This is a genomic window from Halobacillus sp. Marseille-Q1614 (genome assembly GCF_902809865.1).
Lineage (GTDB): Bacteria > Bacillota > Bacilli > Bacillales > Halobacillaceae > Halobacillus_A.
This window is the reverse complement of sequence record NZ_CADDWH010000001.1, coordinates 3,248,334-3,267,548: the sequence shown is the minus strand read 5'-3', so window position 1 is coordinate 3,267,548 and position 19,215 is coordinate 3,248,334. Positions and strand designations below refer to the sequence as shown.

General features: G+C 45.4%; 17 protein-coding genes and 2 tRNA genes. 5 read left to right on the top strand and 14 right to left on the bottom strand.

The features are described from left to right. Nucleotides 1-456: 456 nt before the first annotated feature. The 4 genes from HUS26_RS16480 to HUS26_RS16465 form a co-directional block, all read right to left on the bottom strand. Nucleotides 457-529, bottom strand: a tRNA-Phe gene (locus HUS26_RS16480). Between the two features lie 197 nt (nt 530-726). Continuing rightward, nucleotides 727-803, bottom strand: a tRNA-Asp gene (locus HUS26_RS16475). A gap of 73 nt (nt 804-876) precedes the next feature. Continuing rightward, entirely contained in the window at nt 877-1,425 is a 549-nt protein-coding gene (locus HUS26_RS16470) for a TIGR00730 family Rossman fold protein (RefSeq protein ID WP_173918131.1), read from the bottom strand. Nucleotides 1,426-1,516: 91 nt separating this feature from the next. Next, nucleotides 1,517-2,809, bottom strand: a complete 1,293-nt coding sequence (locus HUS26_RS16465; protein WP_173918130.1) for an adenylosuccinate synthase — start codon at nt 2,807-2,809, stop codon at nt 1,517-1,519. Between the two features lie 234 nt (nt 2,810-3,043). Here HUS26_RS16465 and HUS26_RS16460 point away from each other — a divergent pair, with 234 nt between their 5' ends. Both HUS26_RS16460 and HUS26_RS16455 read left to right on the top strand, forming a co-directional pair. Further along, the gene (locus HUS26_RS16460) at nt 3,044-3,808 is read left to right on the top strand and encodes a DeoR/GlpR family DNA-binding transcription regulator (protein WP_173918129.1); all 765 of its coding nucleotides are present in this window, start codon (nt 3,044-3,046) and stop codon (nt 3,806-3,808) included. 1 nt (nt 3,809) lies between these two features. Next, nucleotides 3,810-4,688 (top strand): Cof-type HAD-IIB family hydrolase, encoded by an 879-nt coding sequence (locus HUS26_RS16455; protein ID WP_173918128.1) that lies wholly within the window; start codon nt 3,810-3,812, stop codon nt 4,686-4,688. 216 nt (nt 4,689-4,904) lie between these two features. On the opposite strand, the gene dnaB is transcribed toward HUS26_RS16455, so the two are convergent. The 4 genes from dnaB to HUS26_RS16435 are packed head-to-tail and all read right to left on the bottom strand — an operon-like array spanning nt 4,905 to nt 9,707. After that, entirely contained in the window at nt 4,905-6,266 is a 1,362-nt protein-coding gene (dnaB, locus tag HUS26_RS16450; protein ID WP_173918127.1) for a replicative DNA helicase, read from the bottom strand. Between the two features lie 40 nt (nt 6,267-6,306). After that, nucleotides 6,307-6,753 (bottom strand): 50S ribosomal protein L9, encoded by a 447-nt coding sequence (gene rplI / locus HUS26_RS16445; RefSeq protein WP_173918126.1) that lies wholly within the window; start codon nt 6,751-6,753, stop codon nt 6,307-6,309. Next, complete coding sequence (locus HUS26_RS16440) at nt 6,750-8,723, bottom strand: DHH family phosphoesterase (protein WP_173918125.1); 1,974 nt, start codon at nt 8,721-8,723, stop codon at nt 6,750-6,752. Before HUS26_RS16440 ends, rplI begins: the two co-directional genes overlap by 4 nt. Before the next feature lie 33 nt (nt 8,724-8,756). Continuing rightward, nucleotides 8,757-9,707, bottom strand: coding sequence for a YybS family protein (locus HUS26_RS16435; protein ID WP_254434223.1), 951 nt, complete (start codon nt 9,705-9,707; stop codon nt 8,757-8,759). 157 nt (nt 9,708-9,864) lie between these two features. Here HUS26_RS16435 and HUS26_RS16430 point away from each other — a divergent pair, with 157 nt between their 5' ends. Then, complete coding sequence (locus HUS26_RS16430; protein ID WP_173918124.1) at nt 9,865-10,680, top strand: histidinol-phosphatase; 816 nt, start codon at nt 9,865-9,867, stop codon at nt 10,678-10,680. 187 nt (nt 10,681-10,867) lie between these two features. Here HUS26_RS16430 and serA read toward each other — a convergent pair whose 3' ends face one another. Then, nucleotides 10,868-12,451: a phosphoglycerate dehydrogenase gene (serA, locus tag HUS26_RS16425; RefSeq protein ID WP_173918123.1), complete on the bottom strand. Its 1,584-nt coding sequence runs from the start codon at nt 12,449-12,451 to the stop codon at nt 10,868-10,870. Further along, on the bottom strand, nt 12,432-13,616 hold the full coding sequence (locus tag HUS26_RS16420) for an alanine--glyoxylate aminotransferase family protein (protein WP_173918122.1): 1,185 nt from the start codon (nt 13,614-13,616) through the stop codon (nt 12,432-12,434). The genes serA and HUS26_RS16420 overlap by 20 nt, the downstream gene beginning before the upstream one ends. A gap of 237 nt (nt 13,617-13,853) precedes the next feature. Between HUS26_RS16420 and HUS26_RS16415 the strand changes: the two genes are divergently transcribed. Beyond that, nucleotides 13,854-15,524 (top strand): peptide ABC transporter substrate-binding protein, encoded by a 1,671-nt coding sequence (locus HUS26_RS16415; protein WP_173918121.1) that lies wholly within the window; start codon nt 13,854-13,856, stop codon nt 15,522-15,524. Between the two features lie 519 nt (nt 15,525-16,043). On the opposite strand, the gene hmpA is transcribed toward HUS26_RS16415, so the two are convergent. After that, nucleotides 16,044-17,264: an NO-inducible flavohemoprotein gene (hmpA, locus tag HUS26_RS16410; RefSeq protein WP_173918120.1), complete on the bottom strand. Its 1,221-nt coding sequence runs from the start codon at nt 17,262-17,264 to the stop codon at nt 16,044-16,046. Between the two features lie 213 nt (nt 17,265-17,477). On the opposite strand from hmpA, the gene HUS26_RS16405 reads away from it, so the two are divergent. Further along, a complete protein-coding gene (locus tag HUS26_RS16405; RefSeq protein ID WP_173918119.1) occupies nt 17,478-17,915 on the top strand; it encodes an Rrf2 family transcriptional regulator in 438 nt (145 codons plus the stop codon). 142 nt (nt 17,916-18,057) lie between these two features. On the opposite strand, the gene rpsR is transcribed toward HUS26_RS16405, so the two are convergent. Genes rpsR through rpsF form a run of 3 tightly spaced genes read right to left on the bottom strand, consistent with a single transcriptional unit; the run spans nt 18,058 to nt 19,092 of the window. Further along, a complete protein-coding gene (gene rpsR / locus HUS26_RS16400) occupies nt 18,058-18,285 on the bottom strand; it encodes a 30S ribosomal protein S18 (RefSeq protein WP_101841900.1) in 228 nt (75 codons plus the stop codon). A 24-nt stretch (nt 18,286-18,309) separates the two neighbouring features. After that, the gene (gene ssb, locus HUS26_RS16395) at nt 18,310-18,789 is read right to left on the bottom strand and encodes a single-stranded DNA-binding protein (RefSeq protein ID WP_173918118.1); all 480 of its coding nucleotides are present in this window, start codon (nt 18,787-18,789) and stop codon (nt 18,310-18,312) included. A 12-nt stretch (nt 18,790-18,801) separates the two neighbouring features. Beyond that, entirely contained in the window at nt 18,802-19,092 is a 291-nt protein-coding gene (gene rpsF, locus HUS26_RS16390; RefSeq protein ID WP_173918117.1) for a 30S ribosomal protein S6, read from the bottom strand. Nucleotides 19,093-19,215: the final 123 nt, after the last annotated feature.

The window sequence follows — 19,215 nt, the reverse complement described above, 5'->3', positions numbered from 1 at the left end:
TCTTTAAAACTATGGAAAAAGGAAGTCTCCAGATTTCTTATAGTGCTTCAGTTTTGATCCACAGTCAATAGAAACGGGCCCGGGAAAACGACTCGCTTTCCATGGGCGAACGGTGAGCTTCCTCGGGCTTTGCCCTCCGGGATCTCACCCTGTTCTGTTATCCCATAGGAGGCTCACCGTTTCCCCTGGCCCTTTACCGTAATAGGTTTCAGGATATAAAGTTCCTTTTTTTCAATAATTTCTTGAGGAGGGCTGGGAAATTGCGAGACTCCTGCAGGGAGATAGAGCCAAGGGCGAGACCCCCGAAGTGAAACGAGGAGGCTCGGCGGCTCCCCGCGGAAAGCGAGTGATTTTCCAGCCTCCTTTTCTCTATTCTTAGGAAAAGGAACACATTGTTTCCCTCTACATATCAAATAAAAAAAAGCGCCTGCTAAAATAGCAGACGCTTTTTTGGAGTGGCTCGGGACGGAATCGAACCGCCGACACACGGATTTTCAGTCCGTTGCTCTACCGACTGAGCTACCGAGCCATGTTAAGATTAAAATTTTCTAGTTTGTTTTCGCTCTGTATCTTGTTTCGATGCAGATTCGAAGATGTTCTGTGCTCGTCTCGTTGCAAGTACATTCGGTGAAGCGTACGCTCCTCGCAAAGCCTGCGATGAAGCTTGTTCAGGAAGTTTTACGGCTTCTCTACCGACTGATCTGCCGAGCCATAATAAAAATTAAGTGGCGGTCCGGACGGGACTCGAACCCGCGACCTCCTGCGTGACAGGCAGGCATTCTAACCAACTGAACTACCGGACCACTGAATGATATTCTTCTTTACCGCAACGAAGAATATCATACCATACACTCAAAAGATGACGCAATAGATTTTTTAAAACTCGCTGTGATTTTCGAGCCTGCTTACTAGATCGCGGGCATCCGCGGACTCTATTAACAGCTTTCTGTGATCGTAAGAGACGAATCCTGCTTCTATGGAATGATCGATTAAGTCCATCAGCGGCGTATAATAGTTTTTGATATTAAAAATTCCAATCGGCTTTACGTGCAGGCCGATCTGTGCCCATGTGATTGTTTCAAACAGTTCCTCAAACGTCCCAAAACCGCCGGGCAGTGCGATGAACCCGTCAGCGAGCTCACTCATCTTTTCTTTGCGCTGGTGCATGGTGTCTACTTCTATAAACGTTGTCACGCCGCTGTGAACGATTTCTTTTTCAAAAAGAGGGGTAGGCATAACACCTGTTACCTGGCCGCCTGCTTCAAGGATTGAGTCAGCGAGCTTCCCCATAAGGCCGCTTTTCGCCCCGCCGTAAACGAGCTCGATCTTTTTCTCAGCAAAAGCTCTTCCTAATTGTTCAGCCTGCGCGGCAAAATCAGGGTCGTGTCCCGCACTTGATCCAGCAAATACACTAATTCTCTTCATGGCTGATCCTCCTTCTCGTATCTATTTTTTATCCAAATTGAACAAAAATAAACACGCCTTCCTCACATTCAGGAAGACGTGATGTAATTTTTTATAGTGGGCTGTATACGCTTCTTACGATATTCGTCTGGGAGCGGTCGGGCCCTACAGAAAAGATAGAAAGCGGAATTCCTGTTAACTGAGAGACGCGTTCCACATAATGTCTGGCGTTTGGCGGAAGCTCGTGTAGAGATTTTACACCTGTGATGTCTTCGCTCCAGCCTGGCATTTCTTCGTATACCGGCTCACATTCAGCCAGTACTTTAAGGCTTGCCGGGAACTCTTCCATAATTTCGCCTTTATATTTATAGGCTGTACATATTTTCAGAGTTTCAATACCTGTTAGAACATCGATTGAGTTCAGCGACAGGTCGGTAATTCCGCTCACGCGGCGCGCATGGCGTACAACAACGCTGTCGAACCAGCCGACGCGGCGCGGACGCCCTGTTGTCGTTCCGTATTCGTTTCCGACCTCGCGGATCTTATCGCCTGTTTCATCGTTAAGCTCTGTTGGGAAAGGGCCATCGCCGACACGAGTCGTATACGCTTTGGATACGCCAACGACGTGCTTAATTTTTGATGGGCCGACACCTGATCCAATCGTTACACCTCCGGCAATCGGGTTGGAGGAGGTAACAAACGGATACGTTCCCTGGTCGATATCCAGCATAACCCCTTGGGCTCCTTCAAAAAGAACACGGCGGCCATCGTCTAAATTATTGTTTAGAACAACAGAAGTATCGCACACATACTTTGCGATTTCCTGTCCATATTCATAGTATTCGTCTAAGATTTCTTCAACTGTAAATAAAGCTGTCTCATAAACTTTTTCAAATAAACGGTTTTTCTCCGCCAGATTTTGCTCGAGCTTCTCAGCAAAGCTCTCTTTATCCAGCAGGTCAGCAATTCTAATCCCCGTACGAGCGGCTTTATCCATGTACGCAGGGCCGATTCCTTTTTTCGTCGTACCGATCTTATTTGCTCCTTTGTCTTCTTCCTGAAGCTCATCCAGCTTCAAGTGATAAGGAAGGATGACATGAGCGCGGTTGCTGATCCGCAGGTTATCCGTAGATACCCCTTTATCGTGTAAGTATTTAATTTCTTCAAGCAAGGCTTTAGGATCAATAACCATTCCATTTCCGAGTACACATTCTTTGTCATTGAAAAAGATCCCGGATGGAATCAGGTGCAATTTGTAAGTAACTCCGTCAAATTTAATCGTATGGCCGGCGTTATTTCCGCCCTGATAACGAGCGACAACCTCGGCATTCTGTGACAAAAAGTCAGTGATTTTACCTTTACCTTCGTCCCCCCACTGGGTTCCGACAACTACTACTGAAGACATAAGGCACCTCCGCCTATTTAATTTACTTCTAAATGATTTCCACCGTCAGTTTACCAATTATACGCCACTGAGTCAATGCGAAAGACGAACATTAACATTATAAATAGGAAAAATGTTCGATTATTATCTGTGCAGATATTACTTGCATTTACTTACTTTTACTTATATCACTTGAAAAAATCATCATAATTACTTACAATAACTTATATAATATGATCAAGAAGGTGCTAAATCGTGTATCAAGAGGAACGATTAATTGAAATACAAAGCTTTTTAAATAAAGAACGTCGTATCTCCGTGGAGAAAATCTGTGAGCTGTTTGGTGTTTCTCGTGATACCGCCCGCCGTGACCTCGTGAAGCTTGAGGAACAGCGAGCGGTTGTAAGGACGCGGGGCGGAGCGATTCTCCCTTCCCAGCCCCATGAAGTGAAAGACTATTCCAATCGGCTGCAGACCTTTTCAAAAGAGAAGCTGGAAATCGGACGTAAAGCGGCTTCCCTTATAGGTAAAGGGGATAACATCATCCTTGATGCTTCAACAACCGTACAGTCGTGCGCAAGCCAGCTTGAGACGGAGTGTACCGTGATTACGAACTCGATCAACATTGCGGACATTCTATCGAGCCAGCCGTATGCGCATATTCACCTGCTCGGCGGACAGCTGGAGAAGCAGCATCGTTTTCTGTATGGAGCATCTGTCATTGAGCGGCTCTCTGCTTACTACGTCGATCATGCGTTTATCGGTGTTGTCGGAATCTCAGAAAACGGCTTAACGCTCGCTCACGAAGAAGACGGCATGGTGAAGCGTAAAATGATCCAGCAGGCGAAGCAGGTGAGTGTGCTCGCTGACCATACAAAAATAGGGGTTACTGATTTTTATCAATACGCCACACTTGAAGATGTTGATCTATTAATTACCGATAAAATTCCTAGTGAAGAATTTCAGGAGCTGCTCACGAAGCATCAAGTCGAGCTGCTGGTGACCGAGGAGGAATCTTAAGATGAAAATAATTGCGATTGATTTAGACGGGACGTTACTAAACCACAACAGTGAGATCAGCAAGGAAAACGCGGACGCCATTAAGGAAGCTCAAGGCCACGGCGTAGAAGTGGTGGTAGCTACAGGTCGAGCGGAATTTGATGTGCGCCAGGTTTTTTCTAAAACGGATATAAATACATGGGTAATCGGCGCCAACGGGGCGACGATTCACACGCCGGAGCGGAAGCTGTTTGATTCAGTGCCGCTTCCTCCTAACCACGCAGAAGATATTTTAGAGTGGCTGGAGCGTAAGGAATTCTATTATGAGGTATTCAGCGATGAAGCGATCTTAACTCCGGAAAACGGACGCCGGCTGTTGGAGATCGAACTCGACCGTTTAAAAACGGCGAACCCTCAGACCGATATGAAGACACTTTATCATTCAATGGAAAAACAATTTGGCCAGACCGGGTTTGCCCATGTGAAGACCTATCAGGAGATCATTCAGTCTAAAGAACGGCTTTATAATATTCTCGCTTTCTCATTTGATGAAGAAAAACGGGCCGAAGGATGGCGCCGCTTTGAAGGGATGGAAGAACTGACGCTTGTCAGTTCCGGCCTTCATAATTTTGAGCTTGAGCACAAAGAGGCCTCCAAAGGGCTGGCTCTTCAAAAGCTGGCCCGGCATTTTGGAATTGAGATGGAGGATACAGCCGCTATCGGAGACAGTCCGAATGACTTATCGATGATTCAGATGGCGGGTAAATCCGCTGCTATGGCAAACGGGCGTGACCCTGTGATTGAGGCAAGTGATTTTATTACGAAGTCCAACGATGATCATGGCGTCGCGTATGCCATTCACCGCTGGCTAAAAGAAGATTCATCCACCCATCCGGCGTAACTCCTTATTAGGAGGCGTGACGGAGGGTGATGAAATAGAAAAAGACTGAGCGCCGGGCGCTCAGTCTTTTTGTTGTTGGTTGGCTGCTGTTGGGATAAGTGCTAACGCGGCAGAGAGAGCATATGGGTACCAGGTACCGAAATGCTAGTTAGCGCTAAGCGGTATATTGATTTTCGGTACCTGGTACCATTTTTCCGTCTACCGTCTTTTCACCCGCTAAGCGGGCGGAACATCGGCATCGCTGTACCGGTGATCCAAGTCCACGAACTTGTTGTACTCTTTTACGAAAGCGAGCGATACGGTGCCGACCGGTCCGTTACGCTGCTTAGCTAAAATGATTTCAATAATGTTCTGGTTTTCTGATTCCTGGTCATAGTAATCGTCACGGTACAGGAAGCCGACGATATCGGCGTCCTGCTCAATAGATCCGGATTCACGTAAGTCTGACATCATCGGACGCTTGTCCTGACGGGATTCTACCCCACGGGACAGCTGGGATAAGGCGATAAGCGGAACATTAAGCTCACGAGCCAGCCCTTTTAAGGAACGGGAGATCTCAGATACTTCCTGCTGGCGGTTTTCCTTGGAATTCACACTTCCCTGGATAAGCTGCAGGTAATCGATCAGGATCATGCCGAGTCCGTGCTCCTGTTTTAAACGGCGGCACTTGGAACGGATTTCACTGACGCGGATCCCCGGTGTATCGTCAATGTAAATCCCGGCGTTAGACAAGCTCCCCATCGCCATCGTCAGCTTGTTCCAGTCTTCGGCTTCCATACTCCCTGTCCGCAGACGCTGGGCATCGATATTGCCTTCCGCACACAGCATACGGGATACGAGCTGGTCTGCTCCCATCTCGAGACTGAAGATGGCCACATTTTCGTCTGAGTTAACAGCGACGTTCTGAGCGATGTTTAAAGCGAACGCCGTTTTACCCATCGATGGACGGGCAGCAATGATGATTAAATCATTACGCTGAAACCCTGAAGTGATATGGTCTAAATCACGATAGCCTGTGGGAATTCCCGTAACGTTTCCATCGCTGTTATGCAGATTCTCAATGTTGTCATAAACGTCGATCAGCACGTCTTTAATATTTTTAAAAGCGCTCGAGTTCTTACGCTGAGATACTTCTAGAATATCTTTCTCTGCGGAATTTAAGACGTCTTCAATGTTTTCCTCTTCCGCAAATCCGCTCGTTACAATATTCGTCGCTGTGCGAATCAGACCGCGAAGGGTAGACTTTTCGCTGACGATTTTCGTGTAATAGGTAATGTTGGCTGCGGTAGGTACAGAGTTGGCTATATCACTTAAATAGGAAACCCCGCCTACTTCCTCCAACACTTTGTTGTTCGCCAAAGCGGATGTTACGGTTACCAGGTCAATCGGCTCCCCGCGGTCGGAGAGAGTGAGCATCACTTCAAAGATGCGCTGGTGGCTGGCCCGGTAAAAATCTTCCGGGAGCAAAAATTCTGCGGCTGTCGACATCGCATCAGGTTCCAAAAAGACCGCACCTAAGACCGCCTGCTCGGCTTCTATATTATGAGGCGGTGTCCGGTCATTAAATAATTCACTCACTAGCTGTTTCCTCCCCTAAAGATGTGAAAAGGACCCCCATTTACTGTTCTTCCACGTGCACACGGATCGTTCCTGTCACTTCATTGTGAAGCTTTACAGGGACATTCGTATATCCTAAATTACGAATCGGTTCATCGAGTTCGATTTTACGTTTATCAATTTTAATATTATGGGATTTCTTCAGCTGTTCCGCGATCTGCTTGCTCGTAATGGATCCAAACAGGCGGCCGCCATCCCCTGATTTAGCCGCCAGCTTCACTTCAAGGCCGGCGAGCTTATCTTTAAGCTGTTCGGCTTCTTTTTTCTCATTTTCTGCCTGCTGCTCGTGTTTGGCGTCTTTCGCCTGCTGAGCTTTAAGGTTACCGCTTGTCGCTTCTACCGCTAAGTTATTTTTTAAAAGGTAGTTGCGCGCATAGCCGTCAGAGACATTTTTAATTTCGCCTTTCTTGCCTTTCCCTTTAACGTCTGATGTGAAAATTACTTTCATTCTTCGTCTCCTCCTTCAAAGTACTCATCTATAATATCTTGCAGTAATAATCGTGCATCTTCAATCGTTGTGTCTTCCAGCTGCGTCGCCGCATTGGTTAAGTGGCCGCCGCCATTCATACGTTCCATAATCACCTGAACGTTGACGTCCCCAAGCGAGCGGGCGCTGATTCCGACACGGCCATCCTTGCGCTCTGAGATAACGAAGGAACATACGATTCCCGTCATTGTAAGCAGAGTATCAGCCGCTTGCGCGATAATGACCGGTCCGAAGATCTCCCCGGGCTTCGCTGCGGCAATCGCAATGCCGTCCCGGTAAACGTCCGCTTTTTCAATCAGGCGGCTTCGTTTAACGTATACATCAAGGTCTTCTTTCATGAACTTCTGGACAAGCACCGTGTCTGCCCCTTTAGAACGAAGATAAGAGGCGGCATCAAATGTACGTGAACCCGTCCTTAAGGTAAAGGCCTTCGTATCTACAATAATCCCTGAGAGCAGAGAGGTGGCTTCAAGCATAGACAGCTTCAGCTTCTTCGGCTGATACTCTAACAGCTCTGTCACAAGCTCCGCTGTAGAAGAAGCATACGGCTCCATATACACAAGCGTGGGGTCAGATATGAATTCCTCTGCCCGGCGGTGGTGGTCAATGACGACGACATGCTCTGTCTTCGTCAGCAGCTTATCTTCCATTACGAGAGAAGGTTTGTGCGTATCCACAATAACAAGCAGAGTTTCGTTTGTCACGAGCTCGATCGCATCCTCTGGTGTAATAAAATGCGACCAGAGTTCTTCATCCTTTTCGATTTCCTCAATCATCCGCCCTACCCCTGTATCAATATCATCAGGGTCCAGCACAATCGCCGCTTTTTTGTCATTCGCCTGGGCGATTTTTAAAATACCGATCGAAGCACCGATCGCATCCATATCCGGTGCTTTGTGGCCCATGATCAACACGCGCTCACTGTTCTGCACCAATTCCTTCATCGCATGGGAAATTACACGGGCACGGACACGCGTTCTTTTTTCCATTGGGTTGGTTTTACCGCCGTAGAAGCGGACCTTGCCGCTCTCATCCTTGATCGCGACCTGATCACCGCCGCGGCCCAAGGCTAAATCAAGACTGGACTGTGCCAGTTCTCCAAGCTCAGGAAGGCTGACAGGACCTACACCGACACCAAAGCTTAAGGTAAGCGGTACATTTTGATCGGTGATCAGTTCACGGACTTCGTCGAGAATCTCAAACTTCGATTTCTCAAGCCGCTGCAAAATCTCCTGGTTTAAAACGGCCAAAAACCGTTCTTGAGACGTCCGCTTCAAGTAGATCCCGTAGTTCTCCGCCCATTTATTTAAAATCGACGTAACTTGCGAGTTTATCTGGCTTTTCGCCGTATCATCCATTCCCTGCGTAATTTCCTCATAGTTATCAAGGAAAATGATAGAAAGAACGGTTTGTTCATTTTTATATAAGTTGTGAATTTTCGTCTGGTTCGTGCGGTCAAAGAAGTAGAGAAGCCTTTCATCTCTTTTTACAAGAGCCTGCAGCTGATAATCATCGATTTCAAGCCATACTTCTCCATGATCCTCTTTAATATGGGGAATTAAATCCTCCGACAGATCGTTTAATGATTCACCCACAATGGTGTCCTTCCTGGTGAACTTATTCATATAAGGGTTTGCCCACTCTACCTTATAGTTTTCGCTGTAAAGAACGATGCCGATAGGCATTTCTAAAAGCGCCTCTTCGCCTACCTTTTTGACCCGGTAGGAAAGAGTCGATATATATTCTTCTGTTTCATTGATCATATTCTGTTCGGTCCGCACACTATAGAAAATCGAACCTGCCAGCAAGAGAGTCATCGTTAATCCAAGCACCCATTGGTAGTACCAAATGAAGCTTAGAAGTGCGATGGAAATCACATAGATAACCCATAAATGACCACTCATTGTTGGTTTTTTAATGAAATTCGGCATAGTTCATTCAGCTCCTGCCATCGTTTACGAAAACTACTTCTTCGGCTCTAAGCGCTGCCTTAGAGAGAAACCTATATCAATTATACCTAATATTCGTACAAGATACATTAGAATTGTCGGGAAAAGTAAGGAACCGACAATTGCCAGGACCGGCAAAGCTTTCGATTTTTCTTTGACGTCCACATAATAAAACAAAAAAGCAAAGCCTTGCAGCACCAAAAATGTTCCAGTTAATGTATACACATTAATCGCTGCCAAATACCAAATGTTATTACTTTCTGCAAACACATATGTGAAGATCAGCGCGAAAAAGTAATACCATAATACGGATACAGGAAGGTTAAAGTTACGAACTGCGGGAAATTGAAACTTTTTACCCTCTACACGGTTGATCACCTTATAGCTCACCCATTGACTCACAAAGGCGAACAGAATGCCCATGATCGCTAATATACTTGGCAGGTAGTCAGGCAGTGCCCGTATCTGCTCTTCAAATCCTTCGAGCTGCTGCTGGACTTCTTCACCGCTGCCAAGAGCTCCCATCATGTTTTCAGACATGGAGAATGCTTCATCAAGAGCCGTCTGGATCTCTTCCATCCAGTTCAGCCCAAAGAACAGCTGGGTAACCAGATAAACGCTGAGAAGGCCGATAATAAACCCTAACGAGCCGGCCGCCCATGTTTCGTAAGCGGAGCGTTTATTGTGCATGGCGCCTCCTACAAATAAGCCGCCGACTCCAGCGAGAAGCGTGATCGGCAGTGAAAAGACGGTCGCGAAAATCAAAGTGAAGATCGTCGAGGCGGTCATCATTAAAATCCCAGGCTTCCACCCATGGCGGTAGCTGTAAAAAATAAACGGTATTGGTAATATAAACAATAGAAACGAGCCGATAAACCCGGGGGTAAATAGAATTATCAACAACAATAGCAGATAAGCCCCGGTCATTAAAGCCCCTTCTGTAATTTTTCTCGTATCATACATCATTTAGTGCACCTCGCCCTAACGTAACTATGCTAACTTAACTAGTTTAACATAGGCGCGCCATGTCTTTCTTCCCTTAAGTATTTAAGGGATGATTTTTGTCTGAATTTCATGAGTCTGGTATGATTAATGAAATATTCAGAACAATAGGAGGCTTTTCATGCGCACTGATTATCATGTTCACATGGCAGAAACCGGAGATCTATCCGTCGACTACTTACGCACTTATATCGAAAAAGCTAAACAGGAGGGCATTGAAGAGCTCGGTATTTCCGAGCATGCCTACTTTTTTGAAGAAACCCGGCCGATCCTATCCAATCCATGGGTAGAAAACCGCCGAACGCTTCAGTTTGAAACCTATCAAAAAATGTTTGATGAAGCGAACGAAGCCGGACTTCCGATTAAAATGGGAATTGAAATGGATTATATGCCGGGAAAAGAAGAGGAAATGAAAGCCTTTATCGATGCCCATCCTTTTGACTACGTCATCGGATCCGTCCACTGGATTGACGAATGGGGGATTGATCTGGCCATCTACCGCGACGAATACGAACAAAGAGATTTAAAAGAAGTCTACCGCCAGTATTTTGACAGAGTCGTCACACTCGCTGAATCCGGCCTGTTTGACTTTGTCGGACATATTGATGTGATTAAAGTCTTCGGCTATAAGCCCGATGACCGTGAATTTTTACTAGAACAGTATGAAAGAGCAGCAGAGGCACTCGCTGCAACAGACACCTGCATCGAAATCAGCACAGCGGGTATCCGTAAGCCTGTTGGCGAAATGTACCCGGACCCCGAGCTGCTTCGGATCTGTAAGGAAAAAGGGATCGGCATCGTTCTCTGCTCTGATGCTCATAAACCGGATCACTTAGGCTATGAGTATGGTCAGGCGATCGATTTTGCCCGCTCTGCCGGTTATGAGGAAGTAAATGTGTTTACCCAGCGAAAAAGGGAAACAAAGAAATTAGGATAAACGAAAACACCCGCTACCTTGTTTAGACAAGAGCGGGTGTTTTTTTGCTGTGTAAGAGCGGGGACCCGCTCGTCTTTAAGCGGACTACTTTTCTGAGCCTCCTCGCGAAACCTGCGCTGAGGGCTCTCGGATCGATTCACAGATCTACCAAAAAAGGCAGACCTATCACGGCCTGCCTTTTTCATAGTTAAAGTGTTAAACATTGAACTTGTTTAATATTTTGAACGCCTTGCAATTGTTCCTGACAGTCTTCCTCGACTGCTTTATCGACGGTTAACACCATCACTGCGTCTCCACCTTGGTGAGCACGACCCACCTGCATCGTGGCAATGTTAACGTGGTGATCCGCCAGCAGGCTTCCTACGCGTCCGATCGCACCAGGCTGGTCATTGTGGTGAATGACAATCAGATGGCCGCTGGGAACAACATCAATGGAGTATTCATCCAGCTTCACGATTCGCGCACCCAGCCCATTGAGCAAAGTACCTGAGATGGTGCGTTTTTCCTTGTCGGTTTCTATCTCAATGGTGACAAGGTTCGTAAATCCTTTCGTGGAAGTAGATTTCTGCTCATTGATGACAATCCCTTTATCGGATGCCGTTTTATAAGCATTGACGTCATTGACACGGCTGCCAATATAGCGTTTTAACAGACCTTTTACTGAAATCCTGGTAAGCGGCGTTGTTTCTACTTCTAACAGATCTCCAGAGTAATAGACGGTCACTTTCTCAAGAGCTCCCTCGGCGACATTAGAAATAAAGCTTCCAAGCTTCTCCGCTAGGTCAAAGTAAGGAGACAGCTTCTCCATCATCTCTGGAGAAACAGATGGCATGTTTACCGGATGCTTCACGGTGCTGCCGCGCAAAAGCTCCATAATGTCATAGCTTACATCTGTAGCGACATTTTCCTGTGCCTCAATGGTACTCGCTCCTAGGTGAGGGGTTGCAATCACTTCATCTAAAGATAGAAGCGGGTGGTCGATGGCAGGCTCTTCCTCAAACACGTCAAGCGCCGCTCCGGCAATTTTGCCATTTTGGATCGCCTCATACAAAGCATCTTCTTCAACTATTCCGCCACGTGCACAGTTGAGGATACGTGCGCCCGGCTTCATAAGCTGAATAGCCTCTTTGTTAATAAGGTGCTTCGTTTTTTCAATCAGCGGTGTATGAACCGTTAAGAAGTCAGCCTGCTGAAGGACTTCTTCAAGCGTACCGTGCTGAACACCGATTTTTTCTGCTTTTTCTTCGGTTAAAAACGGGTCAAAAGCGATGACCTTCATACGGTGTCCTTTCGCGCGGTGAGCCACCTCGCGGCCAATTCGTCCAAATCCGACGATACCAATTGTTTTATTTTTCAGCTCGACCCCTACGAATTTCTTACGTTCCCAGCGGTTTTGCTTTAGCTGGTGATACGCCTGCGGGATGTTACGTGCAAGCGACATCAGCATCGCCATCGTATGCTCAGCCGTAGAGATCGTGTTTCCATCAGGTGCATTCACAACGACAACCCCATGGTCTGTCGCTGCATCAAGATCTATATTATCGACTCCCACACCGGCGCGTCCGATAATTTTAAGGTTGGGAGCATTTTCGATTAATTCACGGGTTACCTGTGTCTGGCTTCGTACAATCAGCGCATCGCTGATTTTTAATTCCTTCAATAATTCTTCATAACTTAAGGATGAATCCATAACAGCTTCTATATCTGCTGCTTCAAGCAGCGGTTTAATTCCATCTTCACTTAAAGGGTCACTAATAAGAACGCGATACATCTTTGTCCATCTCCCTTGTTGCTTGTATATAAGCTTTTTGCGCGGCAGCTGATCCAGCTCCCGGCTCGAAATTATGTCCTAAACGCTGCAGTACGAGTTCAAGAATGCTGATATATTGAAGCACAGTTGTCGGCCTGGAGTATCCCATATGCCCGATACGGAAGATTTCTCCTTTAAGATGTTTCTGGCCGCCCGCTGTCATTAAGCCAAATTCCTGATTGGCTGTTTTTCTAAATTGTTCTGCTTCAAACGTCTCTGGCTTAACAGAAGTGACAGTTGTAGAAGCGGACTTATCTTCCACAAATAATGGAAGGTCCATTGCACGGCAGGCTGCCCGCGTCATTTCCATCATGATCTTATGACGATTATGGACTTGCTCAAGCCCTTCTTCTTCTATTAAACGTAAAACCTCCTGCAGACCAAATAAGAGGGACAAAGCAGGAGTGAAAGGTGTCTGGCCGTTATCAAGACTCTTCTTATAGCTTCTGAGGTCTAAATAAAATCTCGGCCTAGGGTTATTGTCGATCACTTTCCAGGCGGCTTCACTAACCGCTGCAAAAGCTAACCCCGCCGGAAGCATCATCGCTTTTTGAGACCCTGAAACTAAGAGATCGATTCCAGAACCGTCCATATCAAGCGGAGCTCCTCCGATCGACGACACCCCATCTACGATAACCAATGCTTCACTAAGCTCATGGACTTTTTTCGCAAGCTCTTCTACAGGGTGCATGACACCAGTGGAAGTCTCACAGTGTGTGACGAAAACGGCTTTGACATTTGGAGTCGATTTCAGCTGTTCTTCTATCGTTCCAATCTCTACCGCTTCCCCCCATTCTACATCGATACGGTGGACATTCAATTCATACGTTTCACAAATTTTTGCAAAACGGTCACCAAAGGCTCCAGCTACGACAACGACAACTTCATCACCAGGTTCTGTCGTGTTAACGACGGCTGCTTCAAGAACAGATGTCCCGCTGCTCGACAGTACAAGCACATCCCCTGAAGTTCCAAAAATTGGCTTCAATCTTGGTGCAATATCTTCCAACAACTCTTTACATTTCTGCCCCCTGTGACCGATCATCGGCTGATTCATCGCCCGGTTCACACTGGGCGGAATCGGAGTCGGTCCAGGAATCTGAAGCAGTTCCCATTCACGATTCATCTCTATATGTCCCTCCTGTACATCCTACACGCACAATTATTCCTATACGGTAGAAAAGTAATGATATTATCCTATCCTACCAAATGAACCGTTATTGTCAATCGAATTTGAATGTTCTATTAAATTAGTTTTTTTCTTATTTTTCTATCTTCCTATTAATGAAAGTTTTTTGTTTTATCAGTATAATTAGAAAGGTATCTATTTTTAGAAAATTAACACATTTAGGGGGAGATTTATTTGAAAAACCAGAAAAGCCTATGGGTATTGTTTACCCTGCTAGTTACGCTGTTTCTAGCGGCCTGCAGCGGGGGAGACAGCAACTCAGGCGACAGCGGCGAGGGAGAAGCGGAAGGCTCTGAAAGCGGGTCAGCACAGGAGATTACCGTATCTGCCAAAAGTGATATAGCCACCATGGATCCATCCCTTATTACAGATTCCGTATCCTTTCAGTGGGCCGGAGAAACATTAGAAGGCCTATACCGATTAGACAAAGACGGAAACCTATCGGAAGGAATTGCAACGAACAGTTCTGTCAGCGATGATGGACTCACATGGACATTTGAGCTGCGTGAGGATGCCGAATGGTCAAACGGTGATCCAGTTACAGCCAATGACTTTGTTTATGCCTGGCAGCGAGCTGTAGACCCTGAGACTGGCTCAGAGTACGGCCCATACTTTTTAGGCGGCGTTATCAAGAATGCGGAAGCCATTGCTAATGGTGAAGCAGAAGTAGACGAGCTTGGAGCGAAAGCTGCTGACGATTATACATTAGAGGTAGAACTTGAAAAACCTATACCATACTTTGAATCCATGACCGTATTCGGTACTTTCATGCCGATTAACGAGAAGTTTGCCGAAGAACAAGGCGATAAATTCGGGACAGAAGCTGAAGCTACTCTTTCTAACGGACCATTTGAAATGACTGAGTGGAATTCAGGAGAAGGATGGACCGTTGAAAAGAACGATTCGTATTGGGATGCGGATACGGTTCAGCTGGATAAAATCAATGCCCAGATCATTAAAGAAATTTCCACAGGTGTTAACTTATACGAATCCGGCCAGCTTGACCAAACCGAGCTGAATGCTGAATTTGTAGATGAATATTCTACAACAGAAGATTTCAATGTAGCTGAGAAACCATACCTTTATTTCTTTAAATTTAATCAAGAAGCAAATGAAGCACTAGCTAATGTTAACGTACGTAAAGCTATTTCCATGGCGATTGACAGAGAATCCCTTGTCGACGTTATTTTAAATGATGGCTCTGTACCAGCTGAAGGGTATGTTCCATCGAACTTTGTAAATATGCCAGATAGTGAAGAAGATTTCCGAGATGCTCAAGGGCCTCTTGTTAAAACTGACGTTGAACAAGCCAAGGAACTTTGGGCGACTGCTTTAGAAGAGCTGGGTACAGACTCTGTTGAAATCGAACTTCTTGGCGATGATACAGGAACTTCTAAAAACGTGCTGGCTTATTACAAAGATCAGCTTGAAACCAACCTCGAAGGCTTAACGATTAATTTAATGGAAGTGCCATTTAACGAGCGGGTAGAGCGCGACCAGAACTCAGAATTTGAAATTGAAGCCGCTACTTGGGGTCCGGATTACGTAGACCCTAACACGTACTTAAACATGTACCTTACTGGCGGACAAAATAATAACATGAACTATTCTAGTGATGAATACGATGAACTAATCGAAAAAGCGAACAATGAATATGCGCAGGATCCTCAAAAGCGCTTTGAAACATTCCTAGAAGCAGAACGCCTTCTTTTGGAAGAAGATGCAGCGGTAGCTCCTATGTATCAAGATTCTAAAGCACAGCTGTTTAGACCTTCTATTAAAGGAGTATTTACAACAGCTACAGGACCAGAGCTTGAATTCAAGTGGGCTTCCGTAGAAGAATAATAAAAAGCAGCAGCTGATAGGTCAGCTGCTGCTTTTTTTGTATTATAGAGAAAGGAATTTTCCGCTTACTGAAACTAGAGCTAAGAGGGCCGGGAAATCGCTCGCTTTCCGCAGGGAGCCGCCGAGCCTCCTCGTTTCACTTCGGGGTCTCGTCTTTGGCTCTATCTCCCTGCAGGAGTCTTACAATTTCCCAGCCTCTTAACCGTTGATAGTGTAAACGGAACGCCCAATCTTTTCGTGAAGTTCATGGCGATCAAGCTCTCTCAAGCTTCAGTTTATACTTCATTAAGTGCCGGGGGAAACGGCGAGACTCTGATGGGATAACAGAACAGGGTGAGATCCCGGAGGGCAAAAGCCCGAGGAAGCTCACCGTTCGCCCATGGAAAGCGAGCTGTTACACCCCGGCCCGTTACTCTATTAAAGGCAAACTGAAAAGCGATCCGTTTCCTGAAGCCTTAGAATGGCCTCGGCTGCTCCCCGCAAAAAAGCAAGGCCACTCCTGCTGCATGCCTTCGATTTCTAAATCTCCTGCTTAGGACCGAAGAATTCAAAGTTGATTCGTTCTTCAGGAATTCCCCATTCCTTCAGCATATGGTTTACAGCTTTCATGAATCCTGTCGGTCCGCAGAAGTAAAAGTCCGCACTGCCTGGTGCGATGCTGCGCAGCCACTCAAGTTCAATAACTCCTTCTTTATCAGCTGTTCCATTTTCCAAAGGCTCACTGTAAATCACTTTAGACTGGCACGATTTCATTCTTTCTGCAGCCTGTCTCACATCTTCTTTAAAGGCATGAACGTCTTCATTTTGAGCAGCATGAATGAAGTAAACATCGCGGTCTGTCTCTACGTCCTTCATTCGTTGCAGCATGCTCATCATAGGCGTAAGGCCGACACCTCCGCTGATTAGAACTAATGGGGCATCTGAATCTTCTTCTAAGAAGAAGTCTCCTGCCGGCGCTGTAATCGGCAGAATATCGCCTTCTTTGAGCTCCTGATGCAGGTAATTGGAAACCACTCCATCCGGGTTATCCTCAAGGCCGTCTTCACGCTTTACACTGATCCGGTAATAACCTTTGTCAGGGGCGTCTGATAAGCTGTATTGGCGAAGGTGCGTAAACTTCTCACCTGGAATATCTATTTTCACCGTGATGTACTGTCCCGGGCGGAATGAAGCAATCGGCTTGCCATCCTCTGCTTTTAAATAGAAGGAGGTAATGACATTGCTTTCCTGCACTTTTTTGTCGATCGTAAAGTTTCTAAAGCCGCTCCATCCACCTGTCTGGCCTTCTGCATCTTTATATTTAGCAGCTTCTACATCGATAAAGGCTTGAGCAATTACTCCATACGCCTCTTCCCAAGCTTCCATAATATCCGGTGTCGCTGCATCCTGAAGGACTTCTTTAATCGCAATTAATAAGTATTTTCCAACAATCGGATAGTGTTCAGGTCTTACATTTAAACTGCGGTGTTTTTCTGCAATCTGATTTACAGCCGGAAAGATCTCACTTAAATTATCGATATGAGCAGCGGCGGCATACACAGCTCCAGCTAACGCTTTAGACTGGCGGCCGGCTCTCTGGTTCGTCATGTTGAATATGTTTTTCAGCTCTGGATGGGCTTCAAATAATCTTTGGTAGAAATGTTTAGTAATCGCTTCCCCGTGCTCCGCTAAAACAGGCACAGTCGCTTTAACAGTTTCAATTGTTTTTTGGTCTAACGTATATGGACTTTCCGTTCTCATTTTGAAAAACTCCTTTATAAAAGATGTATTTCATTTACTCCTTTATTATAAAACATATGATTCCTAAAGCAATATTTAAAATACATCTTTTGTGACAAAATAAGAAACAATAAAGGAAAGACTGCTATGATAGGGGAAACAGATGCAAAGACACATCTTTCTTCCTATGGTAGAATGTTAGTTAATCACATACCTAAATGAGGGTCGAAATTTATGAGGCTAAAAAAATATACCGATTATGCACTGCGTGTGCTCATTTATACAGCAACAAAACCAAGTGATGAACTCTCGAGCAAAAAAGAAATATCGGATGTCTTTCATATTTCCGAAAACCATCTTGGGAAGATCATTCATCAGTTAAATAAGCTGGGTTATATCGATACAATTAGAGGAAGAAGCGGAGGTGTTAAGCTCGCGAAGAACCCTGAAGAAATAAATATCGGGATGGTCGTTAAAGCGATGGAAGACGACTTTTATTTACTCGAATGCTTTAACAGCTCGGAGAATTACTGTGTAATTACTCCGGCCTGTAAGCTAAAACACCTTCTCAATGAAGCGCTGGGGGCGTTCCTGAACGTACTTGATCAATATACGCTCGCGGATCTGCTTCAAAATAAAGATGAACTAAGAGAGTTAATGGATATTAAATAAAAGATGTTATTGGAAAGCGATGGCGAAAATTATAATTCCTCTTTTAAACATATATATCCACAGCTTGGAATTTTATAATTTCCTGGACAATAAAAAAGCCGCAAAGTCTTTGAAAGACTTCGCGGCTTTTTTTAGGCCTGTCTTACTCAGCAGAGTAAGGCAGTAGAGCCATTTGACGAGAGCGTTTGATCGCTTTTGTCAATTTACGCTGATATTTTGCAGAAGTTCCAGTTACTCGACGAGGAAGAATTTTTCCACGGTCGGAAATGAAACGTCTTAGCAAATCAGTATCTTTGTAATCGATGTGTGTAATTCCATTCGCTGTGAAGAAACACACCTTTTTACGTTTACCGCGTCCACGACGTGCCATATGGCATTCCCTCCTTACATAATTTTAGAATGGTAAATCATCATCTGAAATATCGATAGGTTCCCCTTTGTCTGCGAAAGGGTCATCATTATTATTGTTATTATTAAAGTTATTGTTAGACGGTTGATTCTGATTTGGCTGGAATCCTGAACCTTGCTGGCCTCCTCCACCTTGGGAAGAACCACCTTTGGATTCTAGGAACTGTACGCTGTCCGCAACTACTTCTGTTACAAACACACGCTTGCCTTCCTGGTTGTCGAAACTGCGAGACTGTAAACGTCCATCAACACCGACAAGACTACCTTTACTCATAAAGTTGGCGAGGTTTTCAGCTGCACGTCTCCAAACGACACAATTGATAAAGTCCGCGTCACGATCTCCAGAATTGCTGGAGAATGGACGGTTAACCGCAATCGTAAAGTTGGCTACAGCTACTCCGTTTGGCGTATAGCGTAAATCCGGATCCCTCGTTAATCTGCCGACCAAAACGACACGATTTAACATCAGAACCACTCCTTATTGATCATCTTCGCGTACAGCGATATGACGAATTAAATCATCAGAAAACTTCGCTTGACGGTCGAATTCATTGATTGCTTCAGAATCGCCGTTGAAGTTAACTGTTACGTAGATGCCATCACGATAGTCGTTAATTTCGTATGCAAGACGACGCTTACCTACTTCTTTAACTTCTTCGATTTCCGCACCGTTATCTGTTAGAATTCCGCTGAAACGTTCAATAACTGATGTCTTAGCTTCCTCCTCGATATCTGGGCGGATGATGTACATAATTTCGTATTTTCTCATCCGTATTCACCTCCTTATGGACTTAGCGGCTCCTTTCGTTAAAAGGAGCAAGGAGTAATCTTAACTATAATTACTCACAATGTTGTATTATATCAAAAGTCTATTAGAAATACAATAGCTAAC

What these genes read in the sequence shown, in the direction of transcription:
- HUS26_RS16455 (WP_173918128.1), top strand. Translation starts at nt 3,810, where the DNA reads ATGAAAATAATTGCGATTGATTTAGACGGGACGTTACTAAACCACAAC.
- rpsF (WP_173918117.1), bottom strand. Translation starts at nt 19,092, where the DNA reads ATGAGAAAATACGAAATTATGTACATCATCCGCCCAGATATCGAGGAG.
- HUS26_RS16435 (WP_254434223.1), bottom strand. Translation starts at nt 9,707, where the DNA reads ATGATGTATGATACGAGAAAAATTACAGAAGGGGCTTTAATGACCGGG.
- HUS26_RS16440 (WP_173918125.1), bottom strand. Translation starts at nt 8,723, where the DNA reads ATGCCGAATTTCATTAAAAAACCAACAATGAGTGGTCATTTATGGGTT.
- HUS26_RS16430 (WP_173918124.1), top strand. Translation starts at nt 9,865, where the DNA reads ATGCGCACTGATTATCATGTTCACATGGCAGAAACCGGAGATCTATCC.
- serA (WP_173918123.1), bottom strand. Translation starts at nt 12,451, where the DNA reads ATGTATCGCGTTCTTATTAGTGACCCTTTAAGTGAAGATGGAATTAAA.
- ssb (WP_173918118.1), bottom strand. Translation starts at nt 18,789, where the DNA reads ATGTTAAATCGTGTCGTTTTGGTCGGCAGATTAACGAGGGATCCGGAT.
- hmpA (WP_173918120.1), bottom strand. Translation starts at nt 17,264, where the DNA reads ATGAGAACGGAAAGTCCATATACGTTAGACCAAAAAACAATTGAAACT.
- HUS26_RS16465 (WP_173918130.1), bottom strand. Translation starts at nt 2,809, where the DNA reads ATGTCTTCAGTAGTAGTTGTCGGAACCCAGTGGGGGGACGAAGGTAAA.
- HUS26_RS16470 (WP_173918131.1), bottom strand. Translation starts at nt 1,425, where the DNA reads ATGAAGAGAATTAGTGTATTTGCTGGATCAAGTGCGGGACACGACCCT.
- rplI (WP_173918126.1), bottom strand. Translation starts at nt 6,753, where the DNA reads ATGAAAGTAATTTTCACATCAGACGTTAAAGGGAAAGGCAAGAAAGGC.
- rpsR (WP_101841900.1), bottom strand. Translation starts at nt 18,285, where the DNA reads ATGGCACGTCGTGGACGCGGTAAACGTAAAAAGGTGTGTTTCTTCACA.
- HUS26_RS16405 (WP_173918119.1), top strand. Translation starts at nt 17,478, where the DNA reads ATGAGGCTAAAAAAATATACCGATTATGCACTGCGTGTGCTCATTTAT.
- HUS26_RS16420 (WP_173918122.1), bottom strand. Translation starts at nt 13,616, where the DNA reads ATGAATCGTGAATGGGAACTGCTTCAGATTCCTGGACCGACTCCGATT.